We start from the raw sequence: 16,205 nt of genomic DNA, 5'->3' as shown, positions 1-16,205 counted from the left end.
TGGCGCCGTCCTGTCCGCCGCGGCGTGCCGACCAGGACGGTGCGACCCGTCAGGTGCCCGCGGCGGCCGGACTCTTCGCCTGGCAGCCGGGCTGCTTGCGCATGGCCTCGCCGGCCTCGCCCCGCTGCAACCGCCGCAGAGCCTGGTCGGCGGTCTTGGTCAGCTCGCGCAGGTCGTCGGCGATGCCCTTCAGCCCCGAGGCGAACCGCGCCTTGTTCCCGGTGTCGAGCCCGTCGACGGTGGTCTTCAGGCCCTTGTAGCCGTTGGACGCCTGGCTGAGCTGCGCCGCCACCTCGCGCCGGACCTTCTCGCCGTCCTTCACCGGCGGCGGGCCGGCCTGCTCCACCGCCGCGGCCAGCGCCGCGTACGCCTCGGAGAACTGCTGGAAGGCCGCCGAGTCCGTCTGCTGGAGCTTCTCGGAGTCCTGCTCGTTGGCGGCGCGCCGGATGGAGTCGCTGGCGCCGCGGATCTTCTCCGACTGCGGCTGGACCACGTCGCAGACCTGCTTGGCCCAGTCGTCGGCCTTCTTGTCGCCATCGCCGCCGTCGCAGCCGGTCAGGGTCAGCAGGACGGCCGCGCCGCCGGACAGCGCGGCCACGAGCTTCTTGTTCACCGGGTCGTCCCTTCCATGGCTCTCGGCCCCGGAACATACACGCCCGCCCCGCGCGGGCCGCCGGCCCGGCGTCCCGATCACACGCTTTGCGGCTATTCGCACCGCGGACGATCAGGCTCGGTCACGCGTGCGGTTCACCACGCGGACGGGCCCGCGCGACCGCCAGACCCGTCACCGGCCGGTGGCCCTGTCACCTGTCGATGGCCCCGTCACCGGCCGATGTGGCGCCGCCGGGCGCGGCGTCGGGCGGGACCTCGTCGGGCGCGGCCCCGCCGGGCGTGGTGCCGCGGCGCTTGGCGGCCCACACCGCCCCGGCGATGACCGCGACAGCCAGCGCCGCCACGCCCGCCCGCCCGCCCGCCCGCCCGCCCGCCCGCCCGCCCGCCCGCCCGCCCGCCCGGGCTCGCGTCGGCGCCGTGGCTGAATCGCACCACCGCGGGCGCGATGAGCAGTGCCACCAGGTTCATCACCTTCAGCAGCGGGTTGATGGCGGGCCCCGCGGTGTCCTTGAACGGGTCGCCGACCGTGTCGCCGATCACCGTCGCCGCGTGCGCCGGCCCGCCCTTGCCGCCGTGCCGCCCGTCCTCGACCAGCTTCTTCGCGTTGTCCCAGGCCCCTCCGGAGTTGGCCAGGAAGACCGCCATCAGCGTCCCCGCGCCGATGGCGCCCGCCAGGAACGCGCCGAGCGCCCCGACGCCGAGCCCGAAGCCGACGGCGACCGGCGCCATGACGGCGAGCAGGCCCGGTGTGGCCAGCTCGCGCTGGGCGTCCCGGGTGCACAGGTCCACGACCCGTCCGTACTCGGGCCGCTCCGTACGGTCCATGATCCCGGGCCGCTCGCGGAACTGCCGCCGCACCTCCAGCACCACCGCGCCCGCCGACCGGGACACCGCGCTGATCGCCAGGCTCGCGAAGAGGAACACGACGGCGGCGCCGAGCAGCAGCCCGACGAGGTTGTTGGGCTGGGAGATGTCCAGGCTCAGGGTGAGCCGCCCGGCCGCGCGCACGCCCGTGTCGGCCACGGCCTCGGCGATGGCGTCGCGGTACGAGCCGAAGAGCGCGGCGGCGGCGAGGACGGCCGTGGCGATGGCGATGCCCTTGGTGACGGCCTTGGTGGTGTTGCCGACGGCGTCGAGGTCGGTCAGCACCCGCGCGCCGGCCCCCGTGACGTCGCCGGACATCTCGGCGATGCCCTGGGCGTTGTCGCAGACCGGTCCGAAGGTGTCCATCGCGACGATGACGCCGACGGTCGTCAGCAGGCCCGTACCGGCCAGCGCGACCGCGAACAGCGCCAGCGTCACCGAGCCGCCGCCCAGCAGGAACGCGCCGTAGACGGCGAGCCCGATCAGCACCGCCGAGTAGACCGCCGACTCAAGGCCCAGCGACACGCCCGAGAGGACGACGGTGGCCGGCCCGGTCAGCGAGGCCCGGCCGACGTCGCGGACGGGCCGCCGGCCGGTCCCGGTGAAGTAGCCGGTGAGCTGGAGGATGAGCGCGGCGAGCAGGATGCCGACGGCGACGGCTACGAGAGCCAGCACGCGCGGGTCGCCGTGGTGCGCGCGGACGCCCGCGTCCGTGACGCCGCGCAGGTCGGCGTAGTGGGAGGGCAGGTACGCGAGGACGGCGCCCGCGACCAGCGCCAGGGAGACGGCGGCGGAGACGAGGAAGCCGCGGCCCACCGCGGCCAGGCCGCCGCGGTCGGCCCGGCGCGGTGCCACGACGAGGATGCCGATCACGGCGGTGACCACGCCGACGGCCGGTACGAGCAGCGGGAAGGCCAGGCCGGCGTCGCCGAAGGCGGCCCTGCCGAGGATCAGGGCGGCCACCAGCGTCACGGCGTAGGACTCGAAGAGGTCCGCCGCCATGCCCGCGCAGTCGCCGACGTTGTCGCCCACGTTGTCCGCGATGGTGGCGGCGTTGCGCGGGTCGTCCTCGGGGATGCCCTGCTCGACCTTGCCGACGAGGTCGGCCCCGACGTCGGCGGCCTTGGTGAAGATGCCGCCTCCCACGCGCATGAACATCGCGATGAGCGCCGCGCCGAGCCCGAAGCCCTCCAGCACCCTGGGCGCGTCGGCGGCGTACACCAGGACGACGCAGGAGGCGCCCAGCAGGCCCAGGCCCACCGTGCACATGCCGACCGCGCCGCCGGTACGGAAGGCGAGCGTCATGGCACGGCGCGCGGCGGCGGCCTGGGCGGCGGTGAGGCCGCCCGGAGCGGCGGGCCCGCCCGGTTCGGACGGCGGCGGGCCGGACGGGCCGGGGGCCGGGGCCGGCGGCCCGGTCAGGGACGCCGCGCGGGCCGCGGCCGCGACCCGTACGTTGCTGCGCACCGCCAGCCGCATCCCCGCGTACCCGGTGGCCGCCGAGAACGCCGCGCCGACCAGGAAGAACACCGAACGGCCGACGCGCTGCTCCCAGTCGTGCGCCGGCAGCGGTACGAGCAGGAGGAACACGACGGCGGCGAAACCCCCGACCGTGCTCAGCTGGCGAGCCAGGTAGGCCCGGGCCCCTTCCTGGACGGCGGCGGCGATCTGCTTCATGGCGTCGGTGCCCTCGTCGGCCGCGAGCACGTGCCGGGCCAGGGCCGCCGCGACGGCCAGCGCGGCGAGCGCGACGGCCGCGACCGCCAGGACGATCACGCGGTCGCCGTGGGCCAGCTCGGCCGCCAGCGGCGGGAACGGCGCTCCGGGTGGGACGGGTCCCGCCATGTGTCCTCCTTTGCGACGGTCCTCGGGAGCGCGCCAAGGCACGGGCCGCGCGGTGGCGCCGCGGACCGGACACGCGCGGCCCCGGACGCGGGGCGCGGCCCGGGCCCCGGCGCGGACCGGCGCGCACGCGCCGGGCGGCACGTCGACCGCGGGCGGCGCCGAGCGCCGCCCGCCCCTCACGCCTGGCGCCCACGCACTCCCCGGCCACCGCGGGGAGCGCCCCGCACCGGACATCGCGGGCCCGTACGCCGTGGCCGGACGGCGCCGCGCCGAACGGACGCACGACCCGGCCCCCGGGGCACGGAGACAGCGCGGACGGACGACACCCGCCGGGGGCCGGGTCAGCAAGCGGGACGTCGTTTCCCGCGGGCACCAGGGTCACACGCGGCATTCCCACCAGGGCGCGGGTCCAGGGCCAGACCCTCGGGAATTCCCTCGGATGCGGCACAGCACCCTGGGACGGCGGCGAGCACGGCCGGACGCGGTACCGCGGGCACGCGGCACGATCGAGAGGACGGCCGGCCCGTGCTCGCCGCCGGGCGGAACGAACGTACGGGACGGCCGGGCGGAACGAACGTACGGGACGCAGCCGTGCGGAACGTACGGAGGCGCAGGGAGCCCAGGGGAACGCCCAACCGGGCGGCACCGCCACGACGGACGGCACGGGCCGCGCCGGTCGGGCCACGGAAGCCGCCGTGGCCAGGGGCGTCGGCGCCGGTGAACGCCCACCGCAGACGTCCTCACGCGGACGTCGTCCGCCGGAAGGCGTCCGACGACCGGGACCGGGGCCCGGCGACCGGGCGATCGCTGCTCCGGACCGCGTGGGCTATGGCAGGACGGGCGGCGGAGACGTCGGCCAGCTCATCCGGATCAGGCCCCCGGTGTCGCTCGTGGTCACCTCCACGTCGTCGACGAGCCCGCTGATGACCGCGAGCCCCATCTCGTCCTCTTCGTCGGCCGCGGCCTCCTCGTCCACGTCGGGGTGCGAGCCGGACCGCTGGCCGGCGGCGGTCGGCGCCTCGTCGCCGACCGCGATGGAGAACTTCTTCTCCTCCTCGGTCAGCACCACCCGGACCGGCGCGTTCAGGCCGTTCATCACGTGCAGGCCGACGGCGCGCGTGCACGCCTCGCCGACGGCGAGGCGCACCTCGTCGAGCACGGCCTCATCGACGCCTGCCCTGCGGGCCACGGCCGCCGCCACGAGGCGGGCGGTCCTGACGTGCTCGGGCAGAGCGCTGAAGCGGAGTTCGACGGTGGCCATGCCATCCCCCTCGGATGAATGGACGTGCATCTCAGGGGGCCGGGCGGGTCGCCCGGTGCCCCCCGCGGTCTTCCGGCCCGGCCCGACTCAGTCGGTCGCCGCGACGGCGTCGTCGACCGAGGTGTGAATCGGGAACACCTTGGTCAGGCCGGTGATGCGGAAAATCTTGAGAATGCGCTCCTGGTTGCAGACGAGGCGGAGCGAGCCTTCGTGAGCGCGCACCCGCTTCAGCCCGCCGACGAGAACGCCGAGTCCCGTGGAGTCCAGGAAGTCGACGCCCTCCATGTCAACGACCAAGTGGTAGCTGCCGTCGTTGACAAGCTCGACCAGCTGCTCCCGCAGCTTGGGCGCGGTGTATACATCGATCTCGCCACCGACCTCGACGACCGTGCGGTCGCCAACGGTCCGGGTCGACAGGGACAGGTCCACGGATCCTCCAGCACCTTGCATTGGGCGGTCGCCCCCCATGGATCGGCAACCGCCATGGCATTCAATCACTTACGGGCAGGCGTACACGACGCCCTGAGCCTATTGTCCGTCACGCCGGTGACACACTCGGTTCGATGGCCCACAACCAACTCCCGCGCCGCACGGGCACGCGCCTTCCGCCCCGGACCGTCCTCGACCGGCTGGCCACCGGTACGGACCGTGCATCGCGCATCACTCATACGGAGCACTTGCCCCCGCGTATCGGCCGCCATGCCGACTGGCCCGCGCTGATCCGCCCGGAAGTGGTGGAAGCCGTGCGCGCCGCGGGGATCGAGCGCCCGTGGGTCCACCAGGCGCGTACGGCGGAACACGCGGTGCGCGGCGAGTCGGTCGTCGTGGCCACCGGAACGGCGTCGGGCAAGTCGCTGGCCTACCTGGTCCCGGTTCTCAGCGCCCTGCTGGACGGCGTCGAGGCCGGGCAGCCGACGCCGCGCGCGGCGCCCGCGGCGGAGAGCGCGGCGCGGGGCGCGGCCGGCACCGCCGCGGGTCCCGCCGACGGGCGGCGGGCGGGCCCGAGTGGGGAGCGACGTGCGGGTCCCGCCGACGGGCGGCAGGCGAGCGGCCGGGGAGCGACCGCCCTGTACCTGTCCCCCACCAAGGCACTGGCCGCCGACCAGCGCCGCGCCCTCGCCCGTCTGGCCGCACCGCTGGGCGCCGGGGTCCGCCCGGCGTCGTACGACGGGGACACTCCGCCGGAGGAGCGCGAGTGGGCCCGCCGGCACGCGAACTATGTGCTGACCAATCCCGACATGCTGCACCGCGGCATCCTGCCCGCGCACCCTCGCTGGTCCTCCTTCCTGCGCGCGCTGCGGTACGTCGTCATCGACGAGTGCCACACCTACCGGGGGGTCTTCGGCTCCCATGTAGCCCAGGTGCTGCGCAGGCTCCGCCGGGTCTGCGCACGCTACGGCTCGCGTCCGGTCTTCCTGCTGGCCTCCGCGACCGCGGCCGACCCGGCCGTCGCGGCCACCCGGCTGACCGGCGTGCCCGTCGTGGAGATCACCGAGGACGCCTCGCCGCGCGGCGAGCTGGTCTTCGCCCTGTGGGAGCCGCCCCTGACCGACCTCCACGGCGAGCAGGGCGCGCCGGTCCGCCGCACCGCCACCGCCGAGGCGGCCGACCTGCTCACCGACCTGGCGGTGCAGGGAGTGCGCACCCTCACCTTCGTACGCTCCCGGCGCGGCGCCGAACTCGTCGCCCTGATCGCCCAGGAACGGCTGGCCGCTGTCGACCCCGCGGCCGGTCCGCCCGGCCGCCGGGCGCTGCCGGGGAGGGTCGCGGCATACCGCGGGGGCTACCTCCCGGAGGAGCGCCGGGCTCTGGAGCGCGCCCTGCACTCCGGCGAGCTGCTGGGCCTGGCCGCCACCACCGCGCTGGAGCTGGGGGTGGACATCGCCGGACTCGACGCCGTCGTCCTGGCCGGCTATCCCGGTACCCGGGCCTCCCTGTGGCAGCAGGCGGGGCGGGCCGGCCGCGCCGGAGAGGGAGCCCTCGCGATCCTGGTCGCCCGGGACGACCCGCTGGACACCTATCTTGTCCACCATCCGGAAGCCCTCTTCCGGCAACCGGTGGAGTCCACCGTCCTCGACCCGGACAACCCGTACGTTTTGGCGCCCCACCTGTGCGCCGCCGCCGCTGAGCTGCCGCTCACCGAAGCGGATCTGGAGTCGTTCGGCCCGGCCGCCGGGGAGGTGCTGCGGCGGCTGGAGGAGCGGAAGGTGCTCCGCCGCCGCGCCGCCTCCTGGCACTGGACCCGGCGCGAGCGGGCCGCCGATCTGACCGACATCCGCGGGGAGGGCGGCCGACCCGTGCAGGTCGTGGAGGCGGAGACCGGGCGGCTGCTGGGCACCGTGGACGCGTCGGCCGCGCACACCACGGTCCACGAAGGCGCCGTGCACCTGCACCAGGGCCGGACGTACCTGGTCGGACAGCTCGACTTGGAGGACGCGGTCGCTCTCGTAGCGGAGGCCGATCCGCCGTATTCGACCACGGCCCGGGACTCCACGGCGATCTCGATACTGGAGACGGACACCGAGGTGCCGTGGGGAGACGCGCGGCTGTGCTTCGGCTCGGTGGAGGTCACCAACCAGGTCGTCTCCTTCCTGCGCCGCAGGCTGGTGACCGGCGAGGTCCTGGGCGAGTCCAGGCTCGACCTGCCGCCGCGCACCCTGCGCACCCGTGCCGTGTGGTGGACGGTCACCGAGGACCAGCTCACCGCCGCGCACGTGACGCCGGAGGCCCTCGGCGGCGCCCTGCACGCCGCCGAGCACGCCTCCATCGGCATGCTGCCGCTGTTCGCCACCTGCGACCGCTGGGATATCGGCGGCGTGTCGGTGCCGCTGCATCCCGACACGGGGCTCCCGACCGTCTTCGTCTACGACGGCCATCCGGGTGGCGCGGGCTTCGCCGAACGCGCCTACCGCACCGCCGAGCGCTGGCTGTCGGCCACTCGGGAGGCGATCGCCGCCTGCGAGTGCGATTCCGGCTGCCCGTCGTGCATCCAGTCCCCCAAGTGCGGCAACGGCAACGACCCGCTCGACAAGAAGGCAGCCATCCGGCTGCTGACCACCCTCCTGGCGGAGGCTCCCGGCGTACCGGACGCCCCGGAGCGGACCTGACAGCCCGGCCGGACCGGACGGCCGTGCCGGGACGCCGGGCCTGCCGCACCGACCGAGCGGCGCCCGAATCGGCCGCCGGTCCCGGCCTCGGCGCTCCGCGCCGTCCACAGCCGAGGCCTCCGGCCTTTCTGCCCCCAGCCCGTCAGCACGGGCGCCGGCCGTATGCCCGGCCACACGGGTGCCAGGCGCCTGCCCGGCGGCGCGGGCCCGCCCGGGGCCTGGTCGGCCGCCGGCTGACCAGGCGAACGCCGACTGGGGGACACGGCCCACACCCAGAGGCAACGGCCCGATCGCCGGCCCCGCTCGCGACCGCGCCTGCGGGGTGAACGGACCGGCCCGCGCCCGGGCAACCACCTCAGCTGTCTCTCCCTGGACCCCGCAGCGCACCACTCGAACTCCCTGGGCGGCCGCCACCCGCCGGGCCAGGGCACACGCCGTCTCCTCGCCCTGCAGAGCGTGGTCCGCCGCGGCCAGCGCCGCCATGTCGGCCGCGGCACCTGCCCGGTGGCGCGCCGCCATGATCTGACCGGCCGCCAGGGCGGCAGCGAAGACGGCGCACAGGGCCACGGCCACGGCCGCGGTCCACACCGTCGCCGACCCGCGGTCTCCCTCTCGCCCTCGACCCCTCTCCCTGTACCAGGTCCTGGGCCACGCCGGTCCGCGCCCTCGGGCGGACGCGGCCGTGAGCACGCGTCCGCCGACGGGCGTATCCGTCCTCACGGCACCGCCTCGCCGTTCGCGCCGACGGCGTCCTCGGAGAGCGCCGCCGCCTCGGCCTTCAGGCGCAGGGCCAGCGGGCCCGGCCCGACCGCCCGGGTCTCGACCCGGACTCGTACCAGGTCTCCCTGGCGCCACAGCTCGACCTGGGCACCGCGCGGCCCGGCCGACCGGGCGGCGGCCAGCGCGGCCGCCTCCGGCTCCGACCGCGCGGCGGCGCGTGCCCCGGCCCGCGCCGCGTCGACGCACTGCAACTGCGCGGTCACGGCCATCAGCCCCCACATCAGGGCCACCCCGAACAGCGCGAGCACGGGCAGGGCGACCGCCGCCTCCGCCGTGACGAACCCCCGGTCACCTCCGGTGGACGTCCCGCCGCCGATCAGGACGCGGCCGCTCCCGAACACCGCGCGCCTCCGGGAGCGGCCCGCCCTCGCGACACCGCGGCCGACGCCACGCCCGGCCCTGCCTACCGGCCCACCGCACCCTTTTCTGAGAGAGTGCCCTACGGGAGCGGGCCCGCCTGGCACGCCGCGCTTACCGTGCCCGCCCAGCCCAGGGGCCGTGCCGGGCCCGCCACAGCCGCCGGGGGACTCGTCCCGCCCGTCCCGCCCGTCTAAAGCGTCAAAACTGCGCATCGAGCGCCTTCTCGATCACCTTGTGCAGCGCCGCGCTGACGGTGCCGCTGGTCACCACCTTGTAGAGAACGGCGGCGAAGGCGCACGCCGCGATCGTCCCGATCGCGTACTCGGCTGTGGCCATGCCCGCCTCGGCCCTCGCGCGCAGTGCCGCGCGCCTCCGGGCCCACCATCGCTTCACCATCACGACCTCCCTGATCTCGCTTCTCACTGTTTTTCCCGGCGCCTTGCCCGCGCGGGTCCGACCGCGCGGGCGGACGACGGGTCATCCCCCGGACGCCAGGCCGTCCGCCAGGCCGATCAGCACCGGCGCCACGCCGAGCAGAAGGAACGCGGGCAGGAAGCACAGCCCCAACGGCACGGTGGCCAGCACACCGGCCCGCCGGGCCCGCTCCGCCGCCGCCCGCGCCTGCTCGGCTCGGCAGCCGACCGCCACCATGGACACCGACTCCACAGCCGGCACGCCCGTGGTCCCGGCTCGCTCCAGACAGGTCGCCAGTGCGCGCGCTCCGGGCAGCTCGCCCACACGCCCCCACGCTTTCGCGGGATCGCCGCCGAGCCGCAACTCCGCCGCGGCGAGGGCCAGCCGCTCGCCCACCGGTCCGCCGAGCGACCTGCCCACGGCCTCGGCGGCCTGTTGGGGGCCGGCACCCGCCGCCAGACAGGCGGCCAGCAGGTCCGCGGCCAGCGGCAACTGCCGGGCCGCGCGCCCGCCATCCCCGTCGCGGCCGGGCCCGGCCTGCCCGCCGGACGTGCGCGAGCGCCGCCACCGCACAGCGGCGTACCCCGCCGCCAGTCCGGCCGCGCAGCCCAGCGGCCCGCCGACCAGCACCAAGCCGCAGAGCACGGCACCGGCGGCGGGAAGCCAGGCCTTCACACCGGCGGCCGCGGCACCGAGCCAGGGCCGACGCACCCGGCCGCCCCGCCGCTCCGGCTCGCGTTGCCCGCCCAGTAGCGCGACGAGCCGCCGACGGCCCGTACGACCGCGCCGGACCTCGGCCGCCACCAGCGCGGCACACAGGGCGGCGGCCGCCACCGAGACCGTGATCCCCAGCCTGTGGACAACGTCAGCGCTCATCGGGCCTGCCCTCCTTTCCGCCCGGCCGGACCGCCGCCCGCACCACGCGCGTCGTCCAGGCGAACCCCGCCCACGCCAGCGAACCGCCGACCAGCAGGCAAGCCAGCCCGGCCGGCGTGTGCAGCAGGACCCGGAGCGGCCCGGCGCCCAGCGCGCCACCCATGAGCAGTCCGAAGACGGGCAGCACGAGCAGCACGGCGGCCGTGACGCGCGGCGTCGCCAGCTGGGCTCGCAAGTCCTCCTCGCGGTCCCGTTCGGCACGCAGGGCCGCGGCCACCCGGTCGAGACCCACCGCCAGTCCGGCACCCTCGTCGACCGCCACCTGCCAGCAGGCCGCCACGCCGGTCAGCCCTTCCACTCCCGGCACCCGGGCCGCGCGGCGCAACGCGTCCGGCACGTCCCCGCCGAACCGCGCCGCCGCGGACACCAGCCCCCATCGCTCCCCCAGGTCTCCCGAGGGCGCGGCCAGCAGCGCCTCTCCCGGCTGCCGCCCGGCCCGCAGCTCCCCGGCCACCGCGCCGCACAACTCGATCACCGCGGCAGCGCGCCGGGCACGCTCCCGTGCGGCGTGGCGGGTACGCAGCCGACGGCCGACCAGCGGCACGGCGACCGCCGCCGCGAGCAGTGGCAGCGGTGACGCGCCCAGCAGCGCGACCACCAACCCGGCCGGCAGGCACAACAGCTCACGGCCCAGCCGCCCGCCGTAGCGCACCCGCCACCGCTCCCGCACCGCCAGGACCGCCTCGGCCAGCCGCCGTAACCGGGCCGACCCGGGCGGCTCCACGCCTGCGCCGCCCGCGAGCAGCAGCCTGGCCCGTCGCGGATCGTGCCCTCGCCCGGCGAGCACCCAGGCCGCTGCTCCCGCGCACAGGGCCGCTCCCAGCGGCAGTCCCTGGCCGGCCGTCTCGCCCATCGTCACGCCGCACCTCCGCCCCGCGCGCACAGCCGTTGGAGCCGCTGCCAGCCGACCGCCCGCTCGAAGCCCTCCGGGCCCCACACCGCCGCGGGCACGGTCGTGACGATTCCCGTCCGCTCCCGGTCGAGGACGTGCAGCTCGGCCACCCGGCGCCGCCCGCCCCGGTCCCGCACCATGTGGACCACCACGGACACCGCCGCCGCGAGCTGACTGTGCAGTGCCGCCCGGTCGAGCCCGGCCATGGAACCGAGGGCTTCCAGCCGGGCCGGTACGTCCCCGGCCGCGTTGGCGTGCACCGTCCCGCAGCCGCCCTCGTGGCCGGTGTTCAAGGCGGCGAGGAGGTCGGCGCACTCCGGGCCCCGCACCTCGCCGATCACGAGCCTGTCCGGGCGCATGCGCAGCGCCTGCCGCACCAGGTCCCGCAGGGTGACCAGGCCCATGCCCTCCTGGTTGGCCGGCCGCGTCTCCAGCCGCACCACGTGCGGGTGGTCGGGCCTGAGCTCTGCCGAGTCCTCGGCGAGCACGATCCGCTCGTCGGCGGGCACCAGGCCGAGCAGGGTGCTCAGCAGCGTCGTCTTGCCGGATCCCGTGCCGCCGCTGACGAGGTAGGACAGCCGCGCGTCCAGCACCGACCGCAGCAGCTTCGCGCCGCCGGGCGGAACCGTCCCCGCGCCGGTCAGCTCCGTCAGGGAGAACGCTCGCGGCCGCACGACGCGCAACGACAGGCAGGTCGAACCGACCGCCACCGGTGGCAGCACCGCGTGTAGCCGCGCCCCGTCGGGCAGCCGGGCGTCCACCCACGGCCGGGCGTCGTCCAGCCGCCGACCGGCCACCGAGGCCAGCCGCTGCGCGAGGCGGCGCACCGCGGCGGCGTCGGGGAAGCGGACGTCCGCCCGCTCAAGGCCCGAGCCCCGGTCCACCCAGACCTGTCGCGGCCCGGTGACCAGCACGTCGGTGACGTCAGGTGCGGCGAGCAGCGGCTCGAGGGGACCGGTGCCGACCAGCTCCGAACGCAAGGCCTCGACGACGCCCAGCACCTCCGTGTCGCCGAGCAGCCGCCCCTCCTCCCGCAGCGCCGCCGCCACCCGCGCGGGCGTCGGCTCCGCACCGCTCAGGGCCAGCCGCCGACGCACCGCGTCCAGCAGGGTGGGAGACACACCGCTCATGCCGGCACCCCTCCCGTGCTGGGCAGTACCCGGGACCAGAACTCCGCGCAGAACCGGGCCAGCGGGCCGCGCGCGCCGGCTCCCGGCGGGTCTCCTCTGTCGAGGGCTTCCAGCAGGCCCGGCTCGTACGGCAGCTCGCCGGCCAGCGGCAGCCGCAGCAGCCGCGCGACCTCCTCGTCCTCCAGCCCGGCGCCGAACGGCCCGCGCACCACGACGCGCAGGTCACGCAGGACCATGCCGACCGTCGACGCCACCCGGTCGGCGGCCGCGACGGCGCGCAGCTCGGCGGGCACGACGAGCAGGCCGAGGTCCGTCTGCGCGAGGGCTTCCGCCGTCGCGTCGTCCACCCGCCGCGGCAGGTCCACGACCACGACGCCGCCGCGGCGCCGCGCCGCGGCCAGCACCGCCCGCATCGCCGACGGCGCGATGGTGACGCAGTCACCGCGGTCCCAGCTGAGCACCCGAAGGGAGTGCAGCCACGGCAGGGACTCCTCCAGTGCGCTCCCAGCGACCCGCCCACGGGATGCGGCGAAGGCGGGCCACCTGAGTCCGTCCGCGCTCTCCCCTCCGAGCAGCACGTCGAGGCCGCCGCCGAGCGGGTCGCCGTCGACGAGCATGGTGCGACGGCCCGCCCGGGCCGCGCTGACCGCGAGCGCGCAGGCCAGCGTGCTCGCACCAGCGCCTCCCCGGCCGCCGACGACCCCTACGGTCAGGGCCTGTTCTCCCGCGCCCTCCGCGGCGTCCGCGATGCGGTCCACCAGCCATGTCTCGGCGTCGGGCAGGATCGCCACGTTGTCCGCGCCGATGGCCATGGCCCGGCGCCAGATGCCGTGGTCATCGAGGTCTCGCCCGACGAGCAGCACCCCCGCCCTGCGGCCACGGCCTTGCAACCGGGCCGCGCAGTCGTCACCGACGATCACCAAAGGTGCGCTCTCCCAGCTTCCCGGCTGGGCGGCCGCGCCATGGGCCACCTCAGGCTCGGCGCCGGCCGCGGCGCACAGCCGCAGCAGGTCGTCCAGAAGGTCCTCGTCCTCGGTCACGATCAGCGGCTTGCTCCGCTGCTCCTGACCTGTCGTCAACCGCTCCGGTGTGATGGGTCCAGCCACGGATCCCCTCCCGTCTTTGTTACGCGCTCTCACTTCCGCGAACATCAAGCGCGCAGTTCCGCGAACCTCGCGGAGAAATCACCGTGCGGCGATCTGGGAAATCTTGGGGATCTTGGTCCGAAACTGGGGACAACCCATAGGTTGTGAATAACTCCGTCACCTATACAGGTGACTTCCAGAGAGCAGTCTGGCGGTGACTCACAGTTACAGTCCACACTCGGATGACGAGGCGGGCGCCAGACCCGGACGGGGGGATCATGATCCGATGAGCACACCGAAAAGGCACCCGGACATGCGACGACCCCCGCCGGGGGGGAGAGCGGGGGTCGTCTCCACGGCCGACTCGGGGGGGGAGGAGTCGGACCGGGTTAGCACGGTCGCGAACGATCCGTGACTTCCATGGTGTACCCGAGAGCCTTCGCAAGCAAACCCACGCGCCTGAGCTTACGCCGAATGGCGGGCCCCTATGCTCAGCCTCGTGGAAAACCACTCCTTGCCCCGCACAGCCGCCTTCTTCGACCTGGACAAGACGGTCATTGCGAAGTCGAGCACCCTCGCCTTCAGCAAGTCCTTCTACCACGGCGGACTGATCAACCGTCGCGCAGTACTGCGTACCGCCTACGCGCAGTTCGTCTTCCTCGCCGGCGGAGCCGATCACGACCAGATGGAGCGCATGCGAGAGTACCTTTCCGCGCTCTGCCGCGGGTGGAACGTCCAGCAGGTCCGGGAGATCGTCGCGGAGACCCTGCACGACCTCATCGACCCGATCATCTACGACGAGGCCGCCTCGCTCATCGAGGAACATCACGCCACGGGGCGGGACGTGGTGATCGTCAGCACGTCCGGTGCCGAGGTGGTGGAGCCGATCGGCGAACTCCTCGGCGCGGACCGGGTAGTGGCCACCCGCATGGTGGTGGCGGACGGCGTGTTCACCGGCGAGGTGGAGTACTACGCCTACGGCCCGACCAAAGCGGAGGCCATCACCGAGCTGGCCGCCTCGGAGGGGTACGACCTGGCCCGCTGCTACGCGTACAGCGACTCTGTGACGGACCTGCCGATGCTCCAAGCGGTCGGACACCCGCACGCGGTGAACCCCGACCGCGCGCTGCGCCGCGAGGCCGCCACCCGCGGCTGGCCGGTCCTCTCCTTCCACCGCCCGGTTCGGCTGAAGCAGCGCCTCCCGTCGCTGGCCATGCCGTCCCGACCGGTGCTCGCCGCGGCAGCGGCGGCGGTGGGAGCGGCCGCCGCCACCGCCGGCCTGGTGTGGTACACGAACCGTCGACGCGTTCCCTATGTCCACATTTGAAGCTAAAAACAAAGATCTATGGTGAGGGGTTCCACTTCACCCCTGGCAGGAGTAGAAAGGAGTTAACGGCCCGCGGAGACCAGAGGCGTCTGGAAAGGATTCCTCGAAGAACCGAGGCCCCACGGACCGGACACGTACGTCGGGCACCCACGCGACGCCGACCCGTCGATTACGGGCCAGCCGCATCAGGTGACGGGCGAAGCTCCCGACCTGATGGGCGAAACGAGTGCACGCACTGGTAACCCGGGCGCACGTGCCAGCGGCGGCACCGATCCCAGACCGGGGCCGCCGCTATCTGTGCCGAGCTTGGCGCGATCCTGCCGACGTCGCGTGGGCCCGAAAGCCCGGCGCCGCCTAAGCCACGCCCCAGCCACCGACGCTGACGGCTCCCGTACGGGCACCTGGCCGGGGACCGGGCCAGCGCGTACAGGTCGGGCGCGCGTGACCGGTTCTCCCCCATGGCACGCACGGCCCGAGCACAACAGGCGCGTCCTCGCCATCCACGCGTGGGCGGCCAGAGTCGCCAAGGCCCCACATGGAAAAATGGAAAAGGGGGCGCGCCGACGCGGTCAGGCCGCCCCGCGCTGGAGGGCCTCGCAGACGGCCGTGCTCTCCCGGGCCCCGAGTTGGATCGCCCGCCCGCAGTGGGCGATCCACGCCGCCACACCCGCCGGCGTCCCCGACACGTACCCTTCGAGCGCCGCCAGGTACGCGTCGCGGCCCAGCTCCGCGTGCCCGGCCTCGGCCGGGCAGACCGCCTTCGGGTCCAGACCGCTGCCGACCAGCACGATGCGCTCGGCCGTGCGCGCGACCAGGCCGTTGTAGGTGCGGAAGGGCCGCAGGGCCAGCAGTTCGCCGTGCACCACCGCGGCTGTCACCAGGGCAGGGGTTCCAGCCGGGCCCCCCGCCCGCGCGGCGCCGCCGACCGGGCCCGGCACCCCCCGGCCTCCGTCCGCGCCCTGGCTCGGCCCCAGCAGGCTCCGGCCCGGCCCGGACTGCCGCGTGCCGTGCGCCCCACCCGACTCGATCAGGATCCGCGCGAGCCCGTCGAGCCGGGCCGCCACCTCGTCCGCGTGCGGCACGGCAAGCTGCACCAGGGGTTCCTCGACCGCCTCACCCGGGCGCCGGGGCCGTCCCACCGCCTCGTGCGGCTCGGCGCCTCCACCGGCCAGCAGGTGCAGCCGGGCCAGCACCTGCAAAGGCGACTGCCGCCAGACGCTCAGCAGCTGTCCCGCCTCGGCGGTCAGCCGCAGAGCCGCGCCCACCGTGCGCGGCTCTCCCGACACCCCGAAGTCGGTACGCCGTCGGACCTCCTCCAGCGCCCAGTCGGCGCCCGCGAGCGCCGCGGAGCCGCGAGCGCCGCGCAGCGCCGCCTCGGAGGTGATCTCGTTGCTGCGCCGTCGCATCACCCGGTGTCCGTAGACGCGGTCCACCGCCGTGCGCACGGCGTCGACGGACTCCGCCACGCCAGGCAGTTCGGCGAGGGGCGCGAGCGGTTCCGCTGCGCTACTCATGGGTACATCCTCATGGATACGACCCTACGCACTCCAGCCACCCACCCCCACGTTTGAGTGGTCTTCTTCACCCAAGTG

General features: G+C 75.2%; 12 protein-coding genes and 2 pseudogenes. 2 read left to right on the top strand and 12 right to left on the bottom strand.

Annotated elements, in window-relative coordinates:
* Positions 1–49: 49 nt before the first annotated feature.
* The 4 genes and pseudogenes from RKE29_RS00625 to bldG form a co-directional block, all read right to left on the bottom strand.
* Positions 50–613 carry a small secreted protein gene (locus RKE29_RS00625; protein ID WP_312002941.1) on the bottom strand — a complete coding sequence of 188 codons (564 nt, stop codon included), beginning with the start codon at positions 611–613 and terminating at the stop codon, positions 50–52.
* A gap of 190 nt (positions 614–803) precedes the next feature.
* Positions 804–3,321: pseudogene (locus RKE29_RS00620) on the bottom strand (sodium-translocating pyrophosphatase).
* Positions 3,322–4,147: 826 nt separating this feature from the next.
* Complete coding sequence (locus RKE29_RS00615) at positions 4,148–4,582, bottom strand: ATP-binding protein (protein ID WP_312002940.1); 435 nt, start codon at positions 4,580–4,582, stop codon at positions 4,148–4,150.
* An 87-nt stretch (positions 4,583–4,669) separates the two neighbouring features.
* Positions 4,670–5,011 (bottom strand): anti-sigma factor antagonist BldG, encoded by a 342-nt coding sequence (bldG, locus tag RKE29_RS00610; protein ID WP_055472740.1) that lies wholly within the window; start codon positions 5,009–5,011, stop codon positions 4,670–4,672.
* 134 nt (positions 5,012–5,145) lie between these two features.
* On the opposite strand from bldG, the gene RKE29_RS00605 reads away from it, so the two are divergent.
* On the top strand, positions 5,146–7,689 hold the full coding sequence (locus RKE29_RS00605) for a DEAD/DEAH box helicase (RefSeq protein WP_312002939.1): 2,544 nt from the start codon (positions 5,146–5,148) through the stop codon (positions 7,687–7,689).
* Positions 7,690–7,995: 306 nt separating this feature from the next.
* Here RKE29_RS00605 and RKE29_RS00600 read toward each other — a convergent pair.
* The 7 genes and pseudogenes from RKE29_RS00600 to ssd all read right to left on the bottom strand — a co-directional run.
* Positions 7,996–8,379 (bottom strand): annotated as a pseudogene (locus tag RKE29_RS00600) (Rv3654c family TadE-like protein); the annotation flags it as partial.
* A 26-nt stretch (positions 8,380–8,405) separates the two neighbouring features.
* Positions 8,406–8,810: a TadE family type IV pilus minor pilin gene (locus RKE29_RS00595; protein WP_312002938.1), complete on the bottom strand. Its 405-nt coding sequence runs from the start codon at positions 8,808–8,810 to the stop codon at positions 8,406–8,408.
* Positions 8,811–9,027: 217 nt separating this feature from the next.
* The gene (locus RKE29_RS00590) at positions 9,028–9,225 is read right to left on the bottom strand and encodes a DUF4244 domain-containing protein (RefSeq protein WP_312002937.1); all 198 of its coding nucleotides are present in this window, start codon (positions 9,223–9,225) and stop codon (positions 9,028–9,030) included.
* Between the two features lie 81 nt (positions 9,226–9,306).
* Positions 9,307–10,119 (bottom strand): type II secretion system F family protein, encoded by an 813-nt coding sequence (locus tag RKE29_RS00585; protein WP_312002936.1) that lies wholly within the window; start codon positions 10,117–10,119, stop codon positions 9,307–9,309.
* Positions 10,109–11,032: a type II secretion system F family protein gene (locus tag RKE29_RS00580; RefSeq protein ID WP_312002935.1), complete on the bottom strand. Its 924-nt coding sequence runs from the start codon at positions 11,030–11,032 to the stop codon at positions 10,109–10,111. Before RKE29_RS00580 ends, RKE29_RS00585 begins: the two co-directional genes overlap by 11 nt.
* Before the next feature lie 2 nt (positions 11,033–11,034).
* Positions 11,035–12,201: a TadA family conjugal transfer-associated ATPase gene (locus RKE29_RS00575; RefSeq protein ID WP_312002934.1), complete on the bottom strand. Its 1,167-nt coding sequence runs from the start codon at positions 12,199–12,201 to the stop codon at positions 11,035–11,037.
* Positions 12,198–13,307, bottom strand: a complete 1,110-nt coding sequence (gene ssd / locus RKE29_RS00570; protein WP_312002933.1) for a septum site-determining protein Ssd — start codon at positions 13,305–13,307, stop codon at positions 12,198–12,200. Before ssd ends, RKE29_RS00575 begins: the two co-directional genes overlap by 4 nt.
* Positions 13,308–13,773: 466 nt before the next feature.
* Here ssd and RKE29_RS00565 point away from each other — a divergent pair, with 466 nt between their 5' ends.
* Entirely contained in the window at positions 13,774–14,613 is an 840-nt protein-coding gene (locus tag RKE29_RS00565) for an HAD family hydrolase (RefSeq protein ID WP_312002932.1), read from the top strand.
* A gap of 569 nt (positions 14,614–15,182) precedes the next feature.
* Here the strand turns inward: RKE29_RS00565 and RKE29_RS00560 are convergent.
* On the bottom strand, positions 15,183–16,127 hold the full coding sequence (locus RKE29_RS00560; RefSeq protein WP_312002931.1) for an oxidoreductase: 945 nt from the start codon (positions 16,125–16,127) through the stop codon (positions 15,183–15,185).
* Positions 16,128–16,205 lie beyond the last annotated feature (78 nt).

This window comes from Streptomyces sp. B1866 (assembly GCF_031932565.1).
GTDB lineage: Bacteria > Actinomycetota > Actinomycetes > Streptomycetales > Streptomycetaceae > Streptomyces.
This window is presented reverse-complemented; position numbering and strand designations above follow the sequence as displayed.

Coding starts and splice junctions, on each gene's coding strand:
- RKE29_RS00615 (WP_312002940.1), bottom strand. CDS start 4,582: ATGGCCACCGTCGAACTCCGCTTCAGCGCTCTGCCCGAGCACGTCAGG.
- RKE29_RS00605 (WP_312002939.1), top strand. CDS start 5,146: ATGGCCCACAACCAACTCCCGCGCCGCACGGGCACGCGCCTTCCGCCC.
- RKE29_RS00590 (WP_312002937.1), bottom strand. CDS start 9,225: ATGGTGAAGCGATGGTGGGCCCGGAGGCGCGCGGCACTGCGCGCGAGG.
- RKE29_RS00585 (WP_312002936.1), bottom strand. CDS start 10,119: ATGAGCGCTGACGTTGTCCACAGGCTGGGGATCACGGTCTCGGTGGCG.
- RKE29_RS00580 (WP_312002935.1), bottom strand. CDS start 11,032: ATGGGCGAGACGGCCGGCCAGGGACTGCCGCTGGGAGCGGCCCTGTGC.
- RKE29_RS00575 (WP_312002934.1), bottom strand. CDS start 12,201: ATGAGCGGTGTGTCTCCCACCCTGCTGGACGCGGTGCGTCGGCGGCTG.
- RKE29_RS00565 (WP_312002932.1), top strand. CDS start 13,774: ATGCTCAGCCTCGTGGAAAACCACTCCTTGCCCCGCACAGCCGCCTTC.
- RKE29_RS00560 (WP_312002931.1), bottom strand. CDS start 16,127: ATGAGTAGCGCAGCGGAACCGCTCGCGCCCCTCGCCGAACTGCCTGGC.